The 16,403-nt window shown below is 64.7% G+C and carries 20 protein-coding genes and 1 pseudogene; 10 read left to right on the forward strand and 11 right to left on the reverse strand.

The window, feature by feature from the left end:
- Positions 1-14: 14 nt before the first annotated feature.
- The 8 genes and pseudogenes from ACSJDS_RS17375 to ACSJDS_RS17410 form a co-directional block, all read left to right on the forward strand.
- Positions 15-2,066 (forward strand): annotated as a pseudogene (locus tag ACSJDS_RS17375) (DUF4347 domain-containing protein); the annotation flags it as partial.
- A 512-nt stretch (positions 2,067-2,578) separates the two neighbouring features.
- Entirely contained in the window at positions 2,579-3,571 is a 993-nt protein-coding gene (locus ACSJDS_RS17380) for a DUF4214 domain-containing protein (protein ID WP_473034323.1), read from the forward strand.
- A 167-nt stretch (positions 3,572-3,738) separates the two neighbouring features.
- Positions 3,739-4,371 (forward strand): cyclic nucleotide-binding domain-containing protein, encoded by a 633-nt coding sequence (locus tag ACSJDS_RS17385; RefSeq protein WP_473034324.1) that lies wholly within the window; start codon positions 3,739-3,741, stop codon positions 4,369-4,371.
- A 90-nt stretch (positions 4,372-4,461) separates the two neighbouring features.
- Entirely contained in the window at positions 4,462-5,223 is a 762-nt protein-coding gene (locus ACSJDS_RS17390; RefSeq protein ID WP_473034325.1) for an MBL fold metallo-hydrolase, read from the forward strand.
- Between the two features lie 48 nt (positions 5,224-5,271).
- Positions 5,272-6,681, forward strand: a complete 1,410-nt coding sequence (locus ACSJDS_RS17395) for a tetratricopeptide repeat protein (protein ID WP_473034326.1) — start codon at positions 5,272-5,274, stop codon at positions 6,679-6,681.
- 36 nt (positions 6,682-6,717) lie between these two features.
- A complete protein-coding gene (locus ACSJDS_RS17400; RefSeq protein ID WP_473034327.1) occupies positions 6,718-8,145 on the forward strand; it encodes a FecR family protein in 1,428 nt (475 codons plus the stop codon).
- Positions 8,121-8,825, forward strand: coding sequence for a hypothetical protein (locus ACSJDS_RS17405; protein ID WP_473034328.1), 705 nt, complete (start codon positions 8,121-8,123; stop codon positions 8,823-8,825). Before ACSJDS_RS17400 ends, ACSJDS_RS17405 begins: the two co-directional genes overlap by 25 nt.
- Positions 8,822-9,106, forward strand: a complete 285-nt coding sequence (locus tag ACSJDS_RS17410) for a hypothetical protein (RefSeq protein ID WP_473034329.1) — start codon at positions 8,822-8,824, stop codon at positions 9,104-9,106. Before ACSJDS_RS17405 ends, ACSJDS_RS17410 begins: the two co-directional genes overlap by 4 nt.
- A gap of 3 nt (positions 9,107-9,109) precedes the next feature.
- Here the strand turns inward: ACSJDS_RS17410 and ACSJDS_RS17415 are convergent, their stop codons facing one another.
- The 8 genes from ACSJDS_RS17415 to ACSJDS_RS17450 form a co-directional block, all read right to left on the reverse strand.
- Entirely contained in the window at positions 9,110-9,520 is a 411-nt protein-coding gene (locus tag ACSJDS_RS17415; protein ID WP_473034330.1) for a hypothetical protein, read from the reverse strand.
- Entirely contained in the window at positions 9,505-10,449 is a 945-nt protein-coding gene (locus ACSJDS_RS17420; protein WP_473034331.1) for an adenylate/guanylate cyclase domain-containing protein, read from the reverse strand. Before ACSJDS_RS17420 ends, ACSJDS_RS17415 begins: the two co-directional genes overlap by 16 nt.
- Positions 10,350-11,312 (reverse strand): CHASE2 domain-containing protein, encoded by a 963-nt coding sequence (locus ACSJDS_RS17425; protein ID WP_473034332.1) that lies wholly within the window; start codon positions 11,310-11,312, stop codon positions 10,350-10,352. The genes ACSJDS_RS17420 and ACSJDS_RS17425 overlap by 100 nt, the downstream gene beginning before the upstream one ends.
- A 122-nt stretch (positions 11,313-11,434) precedes the next feature.
- A complete protein-coding gene (locus tag ACSJDS_RS17430; protein WP_473034333.1) occupies positions 11,435-11,650 on the reverse strand; it encodes a hypothetical protein in 216 nt (71 codons plus the stop codon).
- Entirely contained in the window at positions 11,617-12,063 is a 447-nt protein-coding gene (locus ACSJDS_RS17435) for an outer membrane beta-barrel protein (protein ID WP_473034334.1), read from the reverse strand. Before ACSJDS_RS17435 ends, ACSJDS_RS17430 begins: the two co-directional genes overlap by 34 nt.
- A gap of 141 nt (positions 12,064-12,204) precedes the next feature.
- A complete protein-coding gene (locus tag ACSJDS_RS17440; RefSeq protein WP_473034335.1) occupies positions 12,205-12,975 on the reverse strand; it encodes a hypothetical protein in 771 nt (256 codons plus the stop codon).
- A 205-nt stretch (positions 12,976-13,180) separates the two neighbouring features.
- Positions 13,181-13,564: a hypothetical protein gene (locus ACSJDS_RS17445; protein ID WP_473034336.1), complete on the reverse strand. Its 384-nt coding sequence runs from the start codon at positions 13,562-13,564 to the stop codon at positions 13,181-13,183.
- Positions 13,565-13,762: 198 nt separating this feature from the next.
- Positions 13,763-13,975 (reverse strand): DUF6447 family protein, encoded by a 213-nt coding sequence (locus ACSJDS_RS17450; protein ID WP_473034337.1) that lies wholly within the window; start codon positions 13,973-13,975, stop codon positions 13,763-13,765.
- 246 nt (positions 13,976-14,221) lie between these two features.
- Here ACSJDS_RS17450 and ACSJDS_RS17455 point away from each other — a divergent pair, with 246 nt between their 5' ends.
- Together ACSJDS_RS17455 and ACSJDS_RS17460 are read left to right on the forward strand one after the other, a co-directional pair.
- The gene (locus tag ACSJDS_RS17455) at positions 14,222-14,428 is read left to right on the forward strand and encodes a hypothetical protein (RefSeq protein ID WP_473034338.1); all 207 of its coding nucleotides are present in this window, start codon (positions 14,222-14,224) and stop codon (positions 14,426-14,428) included.
- Positions 14,429-14,436: 8 nt separating this feature from the next.
- Positions 14,437-14,784, forward strand: a complete 348-nt coding sequence (locus ACSJDS_RS17460) for a protein kinase family protein (protein WP_473034339.1) — start codon at positions 14,437-14,439, stop codon at positions 14,782-14,784.
- A 220-nt stretch (positions 14,785-15,004) separates the two neighbouring features.
- Here ACSJDS_RS17460 and ACSJDS_RS17465 read toward each other — a convergent pair whose 3' ends face one another.
- From ACSJDS_RS17465 to ACSJDS_RS17475, 3 genes are all read right to left on the reverse strand, one after another.
- A complete protein-coding gene (locus ACSJDS_RS17465; RefSeq protein WP_473034340.1) occupies positions 15,005-15,196 on the reverse strand; it encodes a DUF2283 domain-containing protein in 192 nt (63 codons plus the stop codon).
- Positions 15,197-15,198: 2 nt separating this feature from the next.
- Positions 15,199-15,453 carry a DUF4258 domain-containing protein gene (locus ACSJDS_RS17470; RefSeq protein WP_473035061.1) on the reverse strand — a complete coding sequence of 85 codons (255 nt, stop codon included), beginning with the start codon at positions 15,451-15,453 and terminating at the stop codon, positions 15,199-15,201.
- Positions 15,454-15,761: 308 nt separating this feature from the next.
- Entirely contained in the window at positions 15,762-16,298 is a 537-nt protein-coding gene (locus ACSJDS_RS17475; protein WP_473034341.1) for a hypothetical protein, read from the reverse strand.
- Positions 16,299-16,403: the final 105 nt, after the last annotated feature.

Genomic DNA, 16,403 nt, shown 5'->3' on the forward strand with positions numbered 1-16,403 from the left:
TTTTACTGATCAGCATGAAGAAGAGCCGTCAACCAGGCGGCCATGACCCGATCGGTACTCAGGGAGTTCCCCATGGAAAGCAGCGCGTTTCGATCCGAACGATTGGCCATTATTCCCCGGCGCCTGAGCCCTTCTCCCAGGCCGTTACCGGCTCCACCCCGGGCCGGCGCGACGTCGTGTTCATCGATTCGAGCTTGGAGCACCGAGATGCCTTGATCGAGGCGCTACCCATGGGGGTGGAAGTGCAACTGCTCGATGCCCATGGCGACGGCCTGGCCCAGATGGCCAGATGGGCCGCCCTGGCACAGGACTATGATGCCCTTCATCTGCTGTGCCATGGGCGTCCCGGCGTCCTCCAGCTTGGGGCCGTCACTCTGGATGCCCAGACAATGGAGCACTACGCCCTGGACCTGGCGGTCATCGGCAGAAGCCTGACGCCCCAGGGTGCCCTGCTGCTCTATGGCTGCGATCTCGCCAAGGGCAGCAAGGGTGAGGCCTTTGTCAACGCCATCGCCGAGCATAGCGGTGCCGCGGTTGCCGCCTCCCGTGGCCCGACCGGCGCCAGGGAGCTGGGTGGCGACTGGGCGCTCGACGTGGTGCGAGGCCATGTTGCGTCGCAGGCCAAGGCGCTGCTGAACGTTCCGGACTATCCCGGCCTGCTGGGCCAGTTCCATGAGCCCTTTGATGACTTTACCGATGCCGACATCTTCAGCAGCGACATCAACGACCCCGACTTCGACCCCTATATCGAGTTCAGCCACCACGGTGTCGACTTCCGGGTCACCCTGCTCTGGGACGACCCCGACAGAGATGCCGACCTGAACCTCAGAGGGAGAGACTACACATACGAAAACGAGGATAACGTTCCACCGGATGGCGACGACGGCCCCAGCATCTCGATCAGCCACAGCTACTATGAGGTCGGCGGTGAAATACCCGACAACCTGGATCGCGTCGGCTATTTCGATATCGCACGGGTAGACGGCGAGCCCTTCACCTTCGAGAGCCTCTGGGTCCTCAATGAATCCAGTGCGGAACCGACGCTGATTCAAGCCTACCTGGACGGAATGGAAGTCGGCAGCTTTACGGTGCCTGGCCAAGGCGCCTCACCCAACTACCATGGCAACACGGTCGACTTCGACAGCGACGGTTTAGGCATCGACAGACTGCTATTCACCAGTGATGACTTCTACCACTTCACGCTGAAGGACTTCTACGGCAGCACCAGCTACTCGCAGCCCAGCCCCTCCCCCACCCTGAGCCTGGCGGAGGACACCGGCGCCAGCGACAGCGACGGCATCACCCAGAACGGCCGCGTCGAGGTCAGCGACCTGGAAACCGACGCCAGCTGGGCGTACAGCCTGGACGGCGGCAACAGCTGGCAGGATGGCAGCGACGACCACTTCGACCTGCCCGAAGGCCACTACGATGCCGGCCAGGTGCAGGTGCGCCAGACCGACCTCGCCGGCAACCTCGGCGCAACGGCGAGCAGCGACCAGACTTGGGTGATCGACACCACCCCGCCCGAGGCGCCCAGCCTGGCCCTGGCGGAGGACACCGGCGCCAGCGACAGCGACGGCGTCACCCAGAACGGCCGCATCGAAGTCGGCGACCTGGAAGCCGACGCCAGCTGGGCATACAGCCTGGACGGCGGCGACAGCTGGCAGGCCGGCAGCGGCGACCACTTCGACCTGACCGAAGGCGACTACGATGCCGGCCAGGTAAAGGTGCGTCAGAGCGACCTGGCCGGTAACCTCGGAGCGCCGGCAAGCAGCGACCAGACCTGGGTTATCGACACCACCCCGCCCGACCTGAGCGACCAGGCCTTCGAGGTTCATGAAGATGCCAGCAACGACACCGCCCTTGGCAGCATCGCAGCCGATAACCTGTCGCCGCTGAGCTTCGCCCTGCTGGAGGATGCCGAGGGTCGATTTGCCATCGACGCCGACACCGGCAAGCTACGCCTCATCGACACCCAGGCCCTCGACCGCGACACGGATGCCCAGCATACCCTGCTGGTCGAGGCCACGGATGCCGCCGGCAACCAGGCCACCGCCAGCGTGACCATCGAAGTACTGCCCCCCCAACAGTCTCCCGATCCCGATCCCGAACCAGAACCCGAGCCAGAGCCCGAGCCCGAGCCAGAGCCCGATCCCGAGCCAGAGCCAGAGCCCGATCCCGAGCCAGAGCCAGAGCCAGAGCCCGAACCCGAGCCCGAGCCCGATCCCGAGCCAGAGCCAGAGCCCGATCCCGAGCCAGAGCCAGAGCCAGAGCCCGAACCCGAGCCCGAGCCCGAGATTCCCCCGCCGAGGAACAGGATCGGGTCCCCAACCCCGATGGCTCGGGGCATGGCGATGGCAACGGTGACGGCATCCCCGACTATCAGCAGGACCATGTGGTCTCCCAGGGGCTGCTCCATACCAGCACGCCCCGCTCCCGCCCCGGCGAGGCTCAGGAGGTGTTCATCACCCTGGCCACCGAGGACACCAACGCCGACCCCACCGGCGCCCGGCTCTTCAACATGGCCCAGTGGGACGCCCCCGACGACCGCCCCGACACCCTGGAGATGCCGGTGGGCATGCTCAGCTTCGAGGCCAACCTGTCCACCGTGGGCGAGCCGCAGAACTTCTCGCTGTTTCTCGACGGCGGCGTGCTCGTCGATGGCTACTGGAAACAGGACGCCCAGGACAACTGGGTCAATCTGGCCAGCCCCGAACACGGCGGGCGTACCTATCATATGGGCAACAAGACGCGCCTCGACTTCGTGATCGAGGATGGTGGCCCCTTCGATGCCGATGGACAGGCCAACGGGGTCATCGTCGACCCCGGCGCACCGGGCCTGTCCCAGCTCCACCAGTTCGAGCCAGAGCCCCTCAACGCCGGCCTGTTCGACGCCGAGAGCCCGCTGCTTGAGCCGCTCTATCGCGATCTGCTGGGTCGCGACCCCGATGACGGGAGCCTGGCCTACTGGCAGGACCAGCTGCAGTCGGGCCGGCTGGACCGCTTCGATGTCGTGGCAGCAAAACTCGACGCCTCCGAGTTCCAGCACGGCACCGGGCTGATCCTGCAGACCTACCAGGGGCTGCTGTCACGCAGCGCCGACGCCGACGGCCTAACCTACTGGATCGATGTGCTGCAGGAGGAGAGCAACGCCGTGCCGCTGGTCGAGCACATCATGCAGAGCGCCGAGTTCGCCCTCGCCTGGGGCGACATGGATAACGCGGCCTTCCTCGACAAGCTCTATCGCGACGTGCTCGACCGCACGCCGGACGCCGAAGGGCACGCCTACTGGCTGGCCCAGCTCGAACAGGGCCAAGCCCGCCACGAGGTCGTCAGCAGCATACTGCTGAGTGAAGAAGCTCAGCAGGTGATGGCGGCCAGCGTCGCCGTGGATGCCCTGGCGCTGCGGCAGCTCAAGGAGCCGCTGAGCCTGCACGATCAGCTGCTGCTGCGCGAGCAGTGGGAAGAGACCGACAACGGGGCCGAGTTCCACCGCCAGCTGCTGGAAGACGCCACGGTGGAGACGGGCCTCGCCGAGCTCATCGGCAACCTGCAAGACGATATGTTCTGATCCCAACGGCTCGCGCGAAGACGGCCCCACCGGGGCCGTTGCTGACCGCACCTCAGTACGCGGCAAGTGTGGAAAACTTGCTACCCAGGCGCATGGCGTGGGTAGCATACGCCACACACGCATCGGCATAGCAATGCCCGGGGCTACTGCCAGAGGACGGTACCACCATGACCACCGGTCTGTTTTTCTTTGCCAACCTGCTGTTCTGTCTTGCGTACCTGGTGCGCGACATGGCCTACCTACGGGCCATCACCATTCTCGCTGCGCTAAGTACACTGCCCTACTTCTATTTTCTCGAAACGCCGCTCTACTCGGCACTCGGCTGGCAGCTCGCTTTCATCGTCATCAATGCCTTCAATCTCACCGTGCTGCTCCTGTCACGGCGCCCCGTCGCCCTCGACGACGACCAGCGGTGGCTGCATCAGCACACTTTCCGCATGCTGTCCCCGCGGAAGATGCTCAAGGTACTGCGGCCTACCCAGCGCGACCGCTGCCCGCCTAATGCTGCGCTGATCGAGCAGGATCAGCGTCTCGACCACTTGATTCTGCTGCTCGACGGTGAGGCAGAAGTCCACGCCGACGGCCAGCACCGCGCCACGCTGCGCCCGGGCGACTTCGCCGGCGAGATGAGCTTCGTCACCGGCAAACCCGCCAGCGCCACCGTGGTAACCAAGGGGCCGGTCGACTACTTGGCCTGGCAACGCCGTGATCTCGAGGCGCTCTATCAGCGCGATCCAAGCCTCAAAGACGCCATGCTCGGCGTGCTTGGTGCCGACATGGCCAGAAAACTGACCCGCTGAGCGCTACCGTGCTGCGCTATCTCGGCTCATGAAAGCGCCACCCCCTTGCAAGTGCTATCTCGACATGATGATGTAACGGAACGCTAAACAATGAAACTACGTGTACTGGGCGCCAGCGGCGGGATCGGTGACGACAGCGCCACCACGGCCCTGCTAATCGGAGAGACGACCCTGCTGGACGCCGGCACCGGCCTGGCGCGCCTCTCCTGCGACGAGGCCTTCGCCATCCGGCATGTGTACCTCAGCCATGCGCACCTGGATCACGTTGCCGGTCTACCGCTGCTCATCGACAGCCTGTTCGAGCAGCTCGTCAGCAGCGACAGGGGGCTAACCGTCCACGCCCTGCCGGAAGTGATCGATGTCCTGCGCCGGCACCTGTTCAACCAGCAGCTGTGGCCGGACTTCAGCGCGCTACCCAGCACCGAGCACCCGGTGCTGCGCTTTGCCCCGCTGACGCCCGGGCGGGCGCTCCCACTCGATGAGGATAGCGCCCTGACGATCACGCCGTTTTTGGTCAGCCACCGGGTGCCGGCCTGTGGCTTTCGGGTTGCTTCGCCAGAGACAACATTCGTGTTCAGCGGCGACACCACCTACGCGCCCAGCGTCGTCGAGCATCTCGACGCCTGCGGCGACATCGACATCCTGATGCTGGAGTGCGCCTTTCCCGACCGGCATCTCTCCCTGGCACGCCAGGCGGGCCACATGACCCCGGCACTGGTGGCCAAGCTGCTGGCAAGCCTGACCCAGCAACCCGGCCAGCTGTGGATCACCCATGTAAAGCCGGTATATCGCCAGGAAGTCATCGCCGAGCTCGCCACGGTCCTGCAGGAACAGCGCTGGCAGTGCCTCTGAGCTCGCCACCGCCACTGAATTCACCACAACAATGACACCGCCATGCCCATGCCACAGCGACTTCTCCGTGTCTTTCGCCCTCCGCCCGCCGGCCTGCTATCGCTGGCTGTACTCACTGCAAGCCTTGGCGGACCAGCGGCACAGGCCCACCAGACGGTACTGGACAAAGCGCGCCAGCAGCTTCAGGCCGATGCCCCCGAGACCGCCTACCGGCAGCTCAGAGAGCTCGATCAGCGCCACGCCGGAGCGCCTGAATTCGACTATTGGCTTGGCGTGGCGGCACTGCGCGCCGGCCACCCCAGCGAGGCACTGCTGGCCCTCGATCGGGTGATTCAGCTCGAACCCCAGCATGCCGCTGCCAGGATGGAGCGGGTGGGAGCCTACCTGCGGCTCGGCCAGATCGATGCCGCCCAGCGCGAGCTGGACACCCTCGCCACACTGAAACCGCCGCCCCGGGCGCGCCAGGCCATGCGGCGCTACCAGCGGGCCATCGACGAGCAGCGCCAGCGCGATGAAGGCCGCCGGCACCAGACCCGACTGATGCTCGAGACCGGCTACGACAGCAACGCTCAACGGTTTCCCGGCCGCTTTCTGATCGATCCCAACCAGCTGATCCCCGAAGCGCTACGCCCGCTGGTCGAAGAGGCAGAGCGCATCGAGCTGGCACGCAAGGCAAGCCACTTCCAGCGTCTCGCCGGCCACTACCGGGGCAGTCAACCGCTCGGCGACGACCAGCGACTGCTATTCGAGGCCGGCGCCCAGAGCCGCTACTACCAGCGCGAAGCGGCCCAGGCCTACAACCTCTCGGTGGTTCAAGGGCGCCTCGGCTGGGACTACGCTCTCGACGCCGAGCGCCGGCTGACCCTCTCTCTCGATGCGCTACGCGCCTGGCAGGACACCGACTTCAGTCGGCTGCTGCGCCGCTGGGGGCTGAGCGCCGAATACCGCCACCCGCTGGCTCAGAGCAGCCAGCTCCGCTGGCACGGCCACGCCCACGACAACCGCTTCGACCAGAACACCGACAACGATTACCGCAGCGCCGGGCTGGGGGCGGAGCTGCGCCTCCCACAGGACGGCTGGACCCTGCGCCTGAGCGGTCTCGCCGAGCACGAGCGGGCCAGCCGCCAGGCCGGACAGGCGCGCCGAGACGGCGGCGATCTCGACCACCTGCGTCTCGGCGTGGGCGTCGACATCCCCGTCGGCCAGCGCCAGCAGTGGCGCCTGGATCTCGATCATCGCTGGCGCCGCTACCAGGATGCAGGCTTCGCTGTCTATAACGACTTCACCCCCGCCACGCGGCATGATCGCAGCTGGGAGGCCAGCGTTGCCTGGCACCTTCAGCTCGACCGCGACTGGCTGCTGCACGCCGCGGCAGACTACGAGCGGCGCCACTCAAGCATCGACTTCTTCGATAGCCACCGGCTACAGGCTCGCCTGGGCCTTAGCTACCTGTTCTGAGGTAGCGGCCACCCAGCCGTCTTCAAGGTGTCACACATGGACCACACGACTCGCCCACACCTCCGGCCCCTCGCCTCCAGCCTTGGCGGCGCCCTGTTCGTCGGCATGTTCAGCCTGCCGGCCCTGGCCGAAACGCCCGCCGGTCAGCTGATGTTCGTGCATGGCGATGCCCAGATCATTCGCGGCGACACGCGCTTGAGCGCCAGCCGTGGCGACGAGCTCTACCCCGGCGACAGCATCGAGACTGGCTCCGCTGCCAGCGTGCAGATTCGCTACCAGGACGGCGGCACCCAGGCGATCAAGCCCGACAGCCACTTCACCCTCACCCAATACCAGCAGGAGGAGGATACTCAGGAAGGTGAAAAGCGCACCGAGCTGCTGCGCGGCGGCATGCGTGCCATCACCGGGGCCATCGGCCAGGCCACGCCGGAAAACGTCAGTCACGAGACCCCGGTGGCCACCCTTGGCATCCGTGGCACCAGCCTGGCGGCCCTGCACATCCCCGAGCAGGGATACGCTCCGCTTCCCGATGCCGAGCCCGGCACCTACCTCAAGGTCGAGAGCGGGCTGGTCGCGATCATCACCGACGCCGGCACGCGCCTGGCCCGTCCCGGCGACGTCTTCTTCTCCTCGGCCGCCGATCAGCCGCCGCAGCTGCGCCCGGAAGCCAGCGCGCTGTTCGGCCAGGCTGGCGAAGTCGCCACCCCCAGCGGCACCTCGCTTGACCAGGATGGCGTGATGCTGGTCACCCAAGCCGACCCGCAACAGGTACAGGAGCCGCTGCAAAGCAGCGAGACGCAGCAGCTCGAGCAGAGTATCCAGCCCCCACAGCCCGAGCCGGAACCCGAGCCGGAACCCGAGCCGGAACCCGAGCCAGAACCCGAGCCCGAGCCCGAGCCCGAGCCCGAGCCAGAACCCGAACCGGAGCCCGAGCCAGAACCCGAGCCGGAACCCGAACCGGAGCCCGAGCCAGAACCCGAACCCGAGCCCGAGCCGGAACCCGAACCGGAACCGGAGCCGGAACCGGAACCCGAACCGGAGCCCGAACCGGAACCGGAACCCGAGCCCGAGCCCGAACCGGAGCCCGAGCCGGACTGGATCGACTACGACCCGAGCACCAGCGACAACACCCTGCGCAGCGTCAGCGACAGCGCCGGGCGCCTGGGCGAGCTCTATGAGCAGAACGTCGCCCCCGAGGGCCTCAGCGTCTACGAGGTCGACGGCGGCACCCTCACCTATGGCTACTGGCCCGCCGGCACCACCCTGCCCGACGATGACATGCCGCTGGTCGAATCGCTGGCCTTTATCTCGGCCTCCCCGGGCTCGATGTCGAAGACACCCTGCCCGCCTCGCTTGCCGACCAACTCGATGAAGGCACCACGCTGGCCTTCTCCTGGATCGAGGGCACCCCGCTGGTCAGCTTCGAGGACGACACCAGCGTGGATATCGTCGACGGCGAGCTGACGCTCACCTCGCTTGGCGAGGGTCTCGGCGGCGAGATCGGTGTGCGGCTCAGCCTGGCCGACGACCACGGCGAACTGGAGGGCGATGCCCCTACCGAGGGCTTCATGCTTCAGGGCATCCAGCTCGTCAACACCGATGACACGGCCGACATTCAGGACGGCACCCTGCAAGGCCTGTATGTCGGCGACGACGCCGAGGCGCTGATGGCCCAGCTGGACGCCTGGGGCATCGGCGGCGGCTATACCGCCAGCGGCATCTTCGCCGAGCTTGAGCTGATCGAGCCCGAGCCAGAGCCCAGCTGGATCGACTACGACCCCAGTGACAGCGACAGCACCCTGCGCAGCGTGAGCGACAGCGCCGGGCGCCTGGGCGAGCTCTATGAGCAGAACGTCACGCCCGAGGGGCTCGGCGTCTACGAGGTCGACGACGGCGAAATCACCTGGGGCTACTGGGCCGCCGGCACCCCGGTGCCGGAGGGGACGACCTCCCCCAGGCGCTGGCCTTTATCAGCGTCGCGCCGGAGACGACGATCAGCGACACACTACCCGAGAGCGCTCAGGAAGCACTGCAGGAGTCACCGGAGGGGGTCTTCATTTTCGACTGGCAGGACGGGACGGCGCTGGTCGACCTCGCCGGCGAGCAAGACCCCATCCCTATCGAAGAGGGGGAGATATGGATGAATCAGTTTGGGGCACTCGAAGTCTTCCTGAGCTTCGGAGACGACATGGGGGAGCTTCTCGGCGGGTCCGAATTGCCTGAGGATTTCAGCCTCGACGATATACCACTGGAGATTTTCGGAGAGAGCTTCTTCGACGGTGCCAGCCTTACCGGCCAATATGTCGGCGAGGACGCCGAAGCCATCATGGCCATCATCGAAGCCTGGAATGACGATGCCATCTTCGGCGGCAGCGGTGTCTTCGACCGACAATTCACGGAAGATGGCCCCATCATCGACCCCTAGCACTCACTTGTCGCGATGCCGCCATACCCCGTCCCACTCGCCGGGCGGCTGGCGGCGCAGCTCAGTCAGCCGCGCAAGATAGAGCAGGGTCACCGGATCGTCGTCGGGCAGCGCCCTAAAGGCGGCCTCAGCGTCGTTGAAGTCGCCCTGCTGATAGCGCTCGACAGCTGCTTCATAGGCCCGTAGCCACTGGCGCTGTGCCGCCGGGAGCGACTCCGCCAGACCCAGCGGCTGGTAGATCCACAGCGGCGCCTCGCGCCCCTTGACCTGGACCCTGTCCAGCCGCCGGAATGCCCATTTCGGCGCTCGCGACACCACCGACTCGCTGACGATCAGGTCGACGTCGTAGACTTTGGTCAGCCCCTCCAGGCGCGAGCCGAGATTGACGTTGTCGCCCATCACCGTATACGCCATGCGAAAGCGTGACCCACGTTGCCAACGCTCATCTCGCCACTGTTCAGGCCGATCCCCATCGACAGCGGCGGCCTGCCCTCGGCGCCCAGCTCGCGGTTGACCGTGTCCAGGGCCTCGCGCATCGCCCAGGCGCCGTGCAGGGCATGGTCGGCATGATCAGCATCGCGCAGCGGCGCCCCCCAGAAGGCCATCACCGCATCGCCCATGTACTTGTCGATGGTGCCGCCGTGACGATGAATGGCGGCGGTAAGCGGTGTCAGCAGGCGATTCATCACCGCGGTCAGCTCACCCGGCGCCAGCGACTCGGAAAACGCCGTGAAGTCGCGCATGTCCGAGAACAGCACGGTCAGCTCGCGCTCCTCACCGGCAAGCCCGAAATCCTCATCGCTGTCCACCAAGTCCTCGACCAGCGCCGGCGGCACATACTGGCCGAAGCGGGCCGCCACCCACTGCTTGTGCCAATGACTGCGCAGCAGATTGGCGCTGAGATGCCACAGCAGCTGTACGATCAGCAGCACCAGCAAGCCCGCCACCGGCAGTACCAGCCCCTGCTGCCAGGCCCACCAGTTGCCGCCCAGGCTCAGCGCCACCAGGCCCAGGCTCAGCGCCACCAGCCAGGGCGCGCCCACCAGCGGATAGACCACCACCATCAGCGCCCCGAGGCCCACCAGAGTCACCAGTTCAACGCCGGCCACCCAGGGCGGCTCGGCCATGAACGACTGATGCAGCATGCCGGCCAGCAGGCTCAGATGAATCTCCGGCCCGGGAAACACCGCCCCCACCGGGGTCGCACGCAGGTCCATCAGGCCCGGCGCCGAAGCGCCGAGTATCAGGGTCGCGCCGGCCAGTTCACCGGGGGCCACCTCGCCCTCCAGCACGTCCACGGCCGAAACGTACTCGAAGTGCCCGCGAGGCCCATACCAGGGCACCAGTGCGGCGCCCTGACCATCCACCGGGATCTCGAAGCCCCCACGTCAAGCGCCTCGAGCTGGGCCTGGCCGCCCCCCTCGGCAACCCGTGGCGTCACCTCCGGCCCGCCTAACAGGGTCAGCAGCATGGCCAAGGGCAGCGAAGGGTACACCTCACCCTGCCAGCGCTGCAGCATCGGCATGCGTCGATAGACCCCATCGGCATCGACACGGGGATTGTCAAAGAAGCCCCCGCTCATGGCGGCCTGCTGCAGCACCTCCAGGTTGCCGGTATAGCGGCCCGGCTCGGGAAGCGGAAGGGCGTGATCGCCGGACAGGGTCGGCGGCGCCGGCAGCGCCCCGGTGGACACCAGCGCCTGGGCAGACACATCGGACTGAAAGTAGTACCCAAGCACCACCGGGTAGCCGGCCAGCGCCTCGGCCAGGCGCTGGTCGCCGTCATCGGGCGGCGGCGCCTCCTCGAGGGCGGGATACTGCTCGCGCAGCTGCTGCCAGTGGCTCTCCCACAGCGAGACTTCAGGCTCGGCGAAGACCACATCGATGCCCAGCAGCGCGGCATCATGCGACTCGAAGAGCGTCTCGACCAGCTCCGCCAGCAAGGTCCGGGGCCACGGCCACTGCCCCAGCGCCTGCAGGCTGCGCTCGTCGATATCGATGATCTTCAAGGCCGGATCTGGCGTGCCGTTCAGGTCGAGCCGAACGCGCTGATCAAAGGCCTGCCACTCCAGGCGCTCTAGCCACTTCCAGGGCAGCAGCTCCAGCGCTGCCGCCACCACCAGCGCCACCAGCGCCGCGCCGCCCAGGCGCTGCCAACGGCGCCAGCGACGATCCATGGCCCCCTGCCCGCGGGCCTCTCTGCGCATACCAGCCACACACTCTCCGATCCCGGCATAACGACGAAGCGGGCACGGCTTGCGCCGTGCCCGCCTCAGCCTAGCTCAGCTCATGGGTCTCGTCATATGGGCAGTAGCTGCAGCTGGCAACTTCAGTTGAAAGTGTAACGAAGCCCGATGGCGAGTGAAGTGCTGTCGTCATCCACGGTTACACCGGTGACCAACGAGAAAGCGGGACTGCTCCAGTAGGCAAATCCCACGTTCAGCGCGGTGTTGCTGTCGAAATCGTCATAGTTGACGTGAGTGACACCGCCATTGAGTTCGAAGGCCGAACTCACCCAATGACGCACCCCCGCGTCGAGCAGCAAACCGTTGTCATCGACCTTGCCGCAGGTCCAGCTGCACAGCTCCAGCTCGGTATTGACCACTCCCCCTGAAAGACCAGATCGGTCCGCTCGCCGGCTGGCATGGCATAGCCAAGTGAGAGCCCCACATCGGTCAGGTTGATCTCCGTATCACCACGGCTGGTGCGATACATACTGCTAAGTGCGACGAACAGGTTGTCGGTAAACTGATAGCTGCCCGACAGACCAACTCCACCGACGCTGTCATGGGACTCGTACCATCCGTTGCCAACCGGCAGCACGACATCGTCATCCAGCCAGGTGGCAACGAACGCCCCGGAAATCTGCGTGTAGCCAAAATTCGACCCTGCAGCCTGTGCGGTCATCGGCAGCCCAACGGCAAAGGCCAGTACAGCGGAAGCGGTAACTTTCTTCATCTTGACGATCCTTGTTTCTGCTTTTCTTCGTAATGTTCCCACCCCGCCAGCGCGAGGCCGAAGTATTCTAAACATTCGAAACAAGAAAGTCTTGTATACTTTTCGCATCTGGAAAGCGCTGAAGCGATGCCATCAGGCCTCTCAGGTGTCAGTCAGCGGAGAGGCCTGATGGCGCGAAAACTCGGCGCTAAAGTGAACCGCTGCTGCAGCCAGCAGGGTTGCGCCGGCCAGCTCAAGCGATTCCTCGATCAAAAAGTCCATTAACCAGAAGTAGTGGCTGTGGCCCCCGATTTCAGTGATGCGCATGGCACCACCCAGCAGGCCATGGTGGACCCAGTGGCCGAGAGTGTCATACCAGTGATAGCGAAGTGCAGAGCCCATCGCCGCTAGGCCATAGCAGGCAAATCCAGCCAGAAGATATACCCGAGTACGCCTCAGGCATAGCACAGCACGCCCAAAAAGCAGCAGCGCAGATAGCGGGACGCAAGCCAAGGCGACAAAGTAAAGCAGCTCCACATACCGCGCCTCTCTGCCTCCCAGAAAGTGATAGGCAGAACTTCTGAACCAATGGCGTACGTTTCCGGCATCCTCAAGGATCATGAGCATCAACGCAGCCCCCATCAGCAGCCAGAACAGCGCCGCAGATCGCTCACGACTACCGATCACCGCCCCCAGCGACAAACGTCCGTACAACACAAAGGCGACCGCCGCCGCCAGTGCCAATGTCAGCCACTGAAAAATTTCGATAGGGGCGCCTTCACTGAAGAGCATCACCCACACCCAAGAGCGCGTCACATTGCGCTCTATCATATGGAAATAAAGTTGATCACCGGCACCCAACAGATTGAGAACGTCAACAGCGATGACAGCTAACCATGCGAGGCCCAAGACCCCAAAGCCGACAAAAAGCATTCGGTTTGCGGCAGTACGTGGGAGTGGCAGTCGAGATGAAATCATGCGAAATACACTCCGTCATTAAACATATGCACCAACGACATACCACTCCACGAAAGCACGTTGTAGCCCGGTCGGCTAGGAAGGCCTTGCGTTGCGGAGATCGAGACTTAAACGCTCTACAAAATAGCCGCGAAACTTAAGTAGGGCGTGTCGTTTTCCATCAGTGCACCTCCTTCGGCAGCGCCGCCGCCAGCGCTTCGGCATAGGCTTGTCGCGCGGTCCGGGCGATAGCCAGGCGCCGCTTGAGATTGTTGATCCGATCGTCGGTAACGCGCAGGTGGGTGAGCTGGGCGCGGGCCTGTTCGGAGAGGTCGCCAAGACGGTAGCGGATGCCATCGATCGTCACGCCGGGGGCTTCGTGCGGCGTTGCCTCTGGCGCGGGCACCTCTTCCGCTTGCTCGCCTTCCAGCATGAAGCCGTAGTGACGGATAAGGGTTTGACGGGCGCTGTCGCCGGAGAAGGCCTTGGGGCCGAGGGCAGGCTGGTCGGGGCACGCCAGGGCATAGGCGGCGGCGAGCAGCGGGCGCGGCTCGTACCGGGCCACGGCCCTGATAGGTCACGCGCTTACCCTTGGCGGCCTTGAAGCCGGGATGAGTAGCGCTGCGAAACGCCGCCAGCCCCAGCCGGTCGCAGCGGGCCATGGCGTCCTGAAGGTGATCTAGCGTGATGCTGGCCTGTTGCCAGGTCATAGGAGACTCTCGTTCAGGTGGGCCGAACGGCGCCGAGCAGCGCCGCCCGTGGGTCAGTGCTGGTCCTTGGGCAGCTGCTCATTCAGGGCGCGAGCATAGGCGGCGCGGGCGGTCTGGGCGATGGCCAGCTGCTGATTCAAGCGCTCGATCTCGGCGTCAGTGACGCGCAGGTTGGTGAGCTGGGCACGAGCCTGCTCGGAGAGGTCATCCAGCGGGTACTCGGTGCCATCGATGGTGACGGCTTGCGCCTTGGGCTGCTCAGCCATGGCCATATCTCCTGTCATTGGGCGAGCTTGAAAAATGGGCGAACATGATACCGCATTCTACCCTCCCAACACAGGAGACTGCCGGCCGACCAAGGCGCCTATCCGCCAGCGCCGGCTCTAGGCGCAGATACGCCATGCCCTCGCCATGAGGGCAACAACACTTCGTTGACTCAAGCCACCTTAACGGCTGGTACTATAGACTGAGCACTGCACAGGAAAGCAGGGACAAAACAGGGAACCAAAAGAATGAAAATCAGTAAACTCTTCATCGCCTTCCTCACCATGGCGGTGCTAGCTGGCTGTGTCACCCTCACCGGAGAGCCCAGGCACGAACACACCCTCTACGAAGATTCCGACCCGGTAGGCGCCGAGCACCCGCTCTATCAAGGCATCAGCGTGAATTCGGCAACAGACTTCAAGGGCACCAGCATCATTACCCTCTGGGGCGGGTAAGCCCCAACGTGAGCAACGACGGCTTCACCAAGCTGCTCCACGACACCCTGCAAGGCGCCAACCTGTTGGGAGAGGGCTACAGCCTGGATGCCACCCTGATAGATGGTGGTGAGTGGGGACTGATCAGCCATCGCCTGGTCTCGCTGGGTCCGCTCAGGCGTACCGTGGTCATCCACTACGTGGTTACCAGCCCCGATGGCGACGTGATTTACGACCAGGAAATCACTGCGGTCGGCCGGTTCACCAGTTACAACGCCTTGCGCGGCTACTATATGACCGAGCGGCGCGTGGCGGAAGCCGGCTACAAGGCTAACCTGGAAGCGCTGGTGGCAGACCTGAAGGGCCTGCAAGGTTAACGCCATTCACCCCGGCTAGCCGGATCATCTTCGGCTGCCCCGCTCTGGAACGCTGCTCGCTCGGGCCGCGGGCGTAGGCGGCGCTGAGTGCTCTGGGACTATCAGACGATCTGTGCCGGCTCTCGGCACGCGGAAGCATGATGCGACGACTCCACACCACGAAGGCACGCCACAGCCCGGCCTGCTCCGGGGCCTTGAGCCACGCTACCCGTGATGCTTTTCAAGCCGCATGGCTGCGCAACAGGGGCCAGGCGCCCTGCTTGGAGGCTTCCAGAATCACGATCTCCACGATGGTTCCATCCTCCGCGTAACTGACATGGGTGTTCCAGTCCTGCGAGACTTCCTTAGCAATGGCTTTTTCGGAGAGGTGCAAGACGAGAATATCGTCAGCTTCATCGTAGGTGGTACGCACGGTCAATTCTCCCATTGGAAGTGGTGCAGGACGGTCTTGACGATCAGTCTATCTTCCAGCACCACGGCGGCACAGACGAGATTGTCGTGGCGGCCCTGCATGGTCTTGGCGACCCATAGCCAGGTATCGTCTTTATAGCGCGCCTCACCGGTTTCCAGAAGCTCACCCAGCATAGCTTCAGTGATACCCCGTTGCACCATACGCTCGCGTGCGTGACGCGTGACGTGGACTTCCAAGCCGAATCGCTGACAGAACATCAAGGTTTACCGCTGCTTCATCATGGTTTTACCGTACCATTAACCTCTCAGCAGGGACTACAGAATCGGCACCAGCGGCACCCGGCCGCAGCCCGCCAGGGCCACGGCAGTGAGGGCCAGCAGCAGGAGCCGGTGACGCTTGATCATCAGTGCGCCTCCCTGGGCAGCTGCTCGTTCAGGGCGCGGTCGGTCTGGGCGATGCAAGCGATCAGTGCCGGCCCTCGGCACGCAGACGCGCCACGTCGCCGATGGGCAGCCCGGCGATCTCGGCAATCATGGCGTCGTCCATCTCGGTGCGGGCGATCAGGTTACGGGCGGTCTCGCGCTTGGCCTCTGAACTGGCCTTCCTGGCGCCCTTCCTCTCGGCCTTCCTCTCGGCCTTGCAGCCGCTCTTTCTTCACCAGGTTCTCTAAATTCTCTGCCAACATGTCTCTATCCTCCACCAGGCTGTTGAGACAATCCAGGTCAAGCCTGGCCTTGGGGGCGACCCGCTGCAGGTGGCGCTTGAGCCAGCGGGTGATGATCCGGTCGATACGTTCCTTGTTGGGGTCGGCCTGGATGATCGCCACGACCCGATCCACGGCCTGCTGCAGGGCCTCCCAGCTCTCACCGGCGTTCTCCACGCTGAACACTCCGCTCAGTGGCGTCTGGCGCAGCCCCAGTTCTTCATCAGTGTAGCGCCCTTCGTCCACCAGGTAGTCGCGCAAGCGGGGCTGGTAGACCCGCAGGAAGCTCGGCGGTTCCGGGGTGACCAGATCGTCGATGTCCTGGCAGCACCATTCCCGGTGCCCGGTGGGGAAGCCATTAGGCGACGTATCCATACCAGCCAGACGTGAAGCTGTCATATTCTGGTAACCTAACACCCGGCAGGTGCCGGCCCGCTGATGGCCAGTCCTGACCCAGTAATATTCGCTGTTTCAGTGATTATGTTTTCTTATTGTTCAGGCTCC

This window comes from Halomonas sp. SL18_1 (genome assembly GCF_055755715.1).

Bases quoted from the DNA above. Each gene is read 5' to 3' on its own strand.
- ACSJDS_RS17380 (WP_473034323.1), top strand. From the start codon at position 2,579: ATGCTCAGCTTCGAGGCCAACCTGTCCACCGTGGGCGAGCCGCAGAAC.
- ACSJDS_RS17385 (WP_473034324.1), top strand. From the start codon at position 3,739: ATGACCACCGGTCTGTTTTTCTTTGCCAACCTGCTGTTCTGTCTTGCG.
- ACSJDS_RS17390 (WP_473034325.1), top strand. From the start codon at position 4,462: ATGAAACTACGTGTACTGGGCGCCAGCGGCGGGATCGGTGACGACAGC.
- ACSJDS_RS17395 (WP_473034326.1), top strand. From the start codon at position 5,272: ATGCCACAGCGACTTCTCCGTGTCTTTCGCCCTCCGCCCGCCGGCCTG.
- ACSJDS_RS17400 (WP_473034327.1), top strand. From the start codon at position 6,718: ATGGACCACACGACTCGCCCACACCTCCGGCCCCTCGCCTCCAGCCTT.
- ACSJDS_RS17410 (WP_473034329.1), top strand. From the start codon at position 8,822: ATGAATCAGTTTGGGGCACTCGAAGTCTTCCTGAGCTTCGGAGACGAC.
- ACSJDS_RS17415 (WP_473034330.1), bottom strand. From the start codon at position 9,520: ATGGCGTATACGGTGATGGGCGACAACGTCAATCTCGGCTCGCGCCTG.
- ACSJDS_RS17425 (WP_473034332.1), bottom strand. From the start codon at position 11,312: ATGCGCAGAGAGGCCCGCGGGCAGGGGGCCATGGATCGTCGCTGGCGC.
- ACSJDS_RS17435 (WP_473034334.1), bottom strand. From the start codon at position 12,063: ATGAAGAAAGTTACCGCTTCCGCTGTACTGGCCTTTGCCGTTGGGCTG.
- ACSJDS_RS17440 (WP_473034335.1), bottom strand. From the start codon at position 12,975: ATGCTTTTTGTCGGCTTTGGGGTCTTGGGCCTCGCATGGTTAGCTGTC.
- ACSJDS_RS17450 (WP_473034337.1), bottom strand. From the start codon at position 13,975: ATGGCTGAGCAGCCCAAGGCGCAAGCCGTCACCATCGATGGCACCGAG.
- ACSJDS_RS17455 (WP_473034338.1), top strand. From the start codon at position 14,222: ATGAAAATCAGTAAACTCTTCATCGCCTTCCTCACCATGGCGGTGCTA.
- ACSJDS_RS17470 (WP_473035061.1), bottom strand. From the start codon at position 15,453: ATGTTCTGTCAGCGATTCGGCTTGGAAGTCCACGTCACGCGTCACGCA.
- ACSJDS_RS17475 (WP_473034341.1), bottom strand. From the start codon at position 16,298: ATGACAGCTTCACGTCTGGCTGGTATGGATACGTCGCCTAATGGCTTC.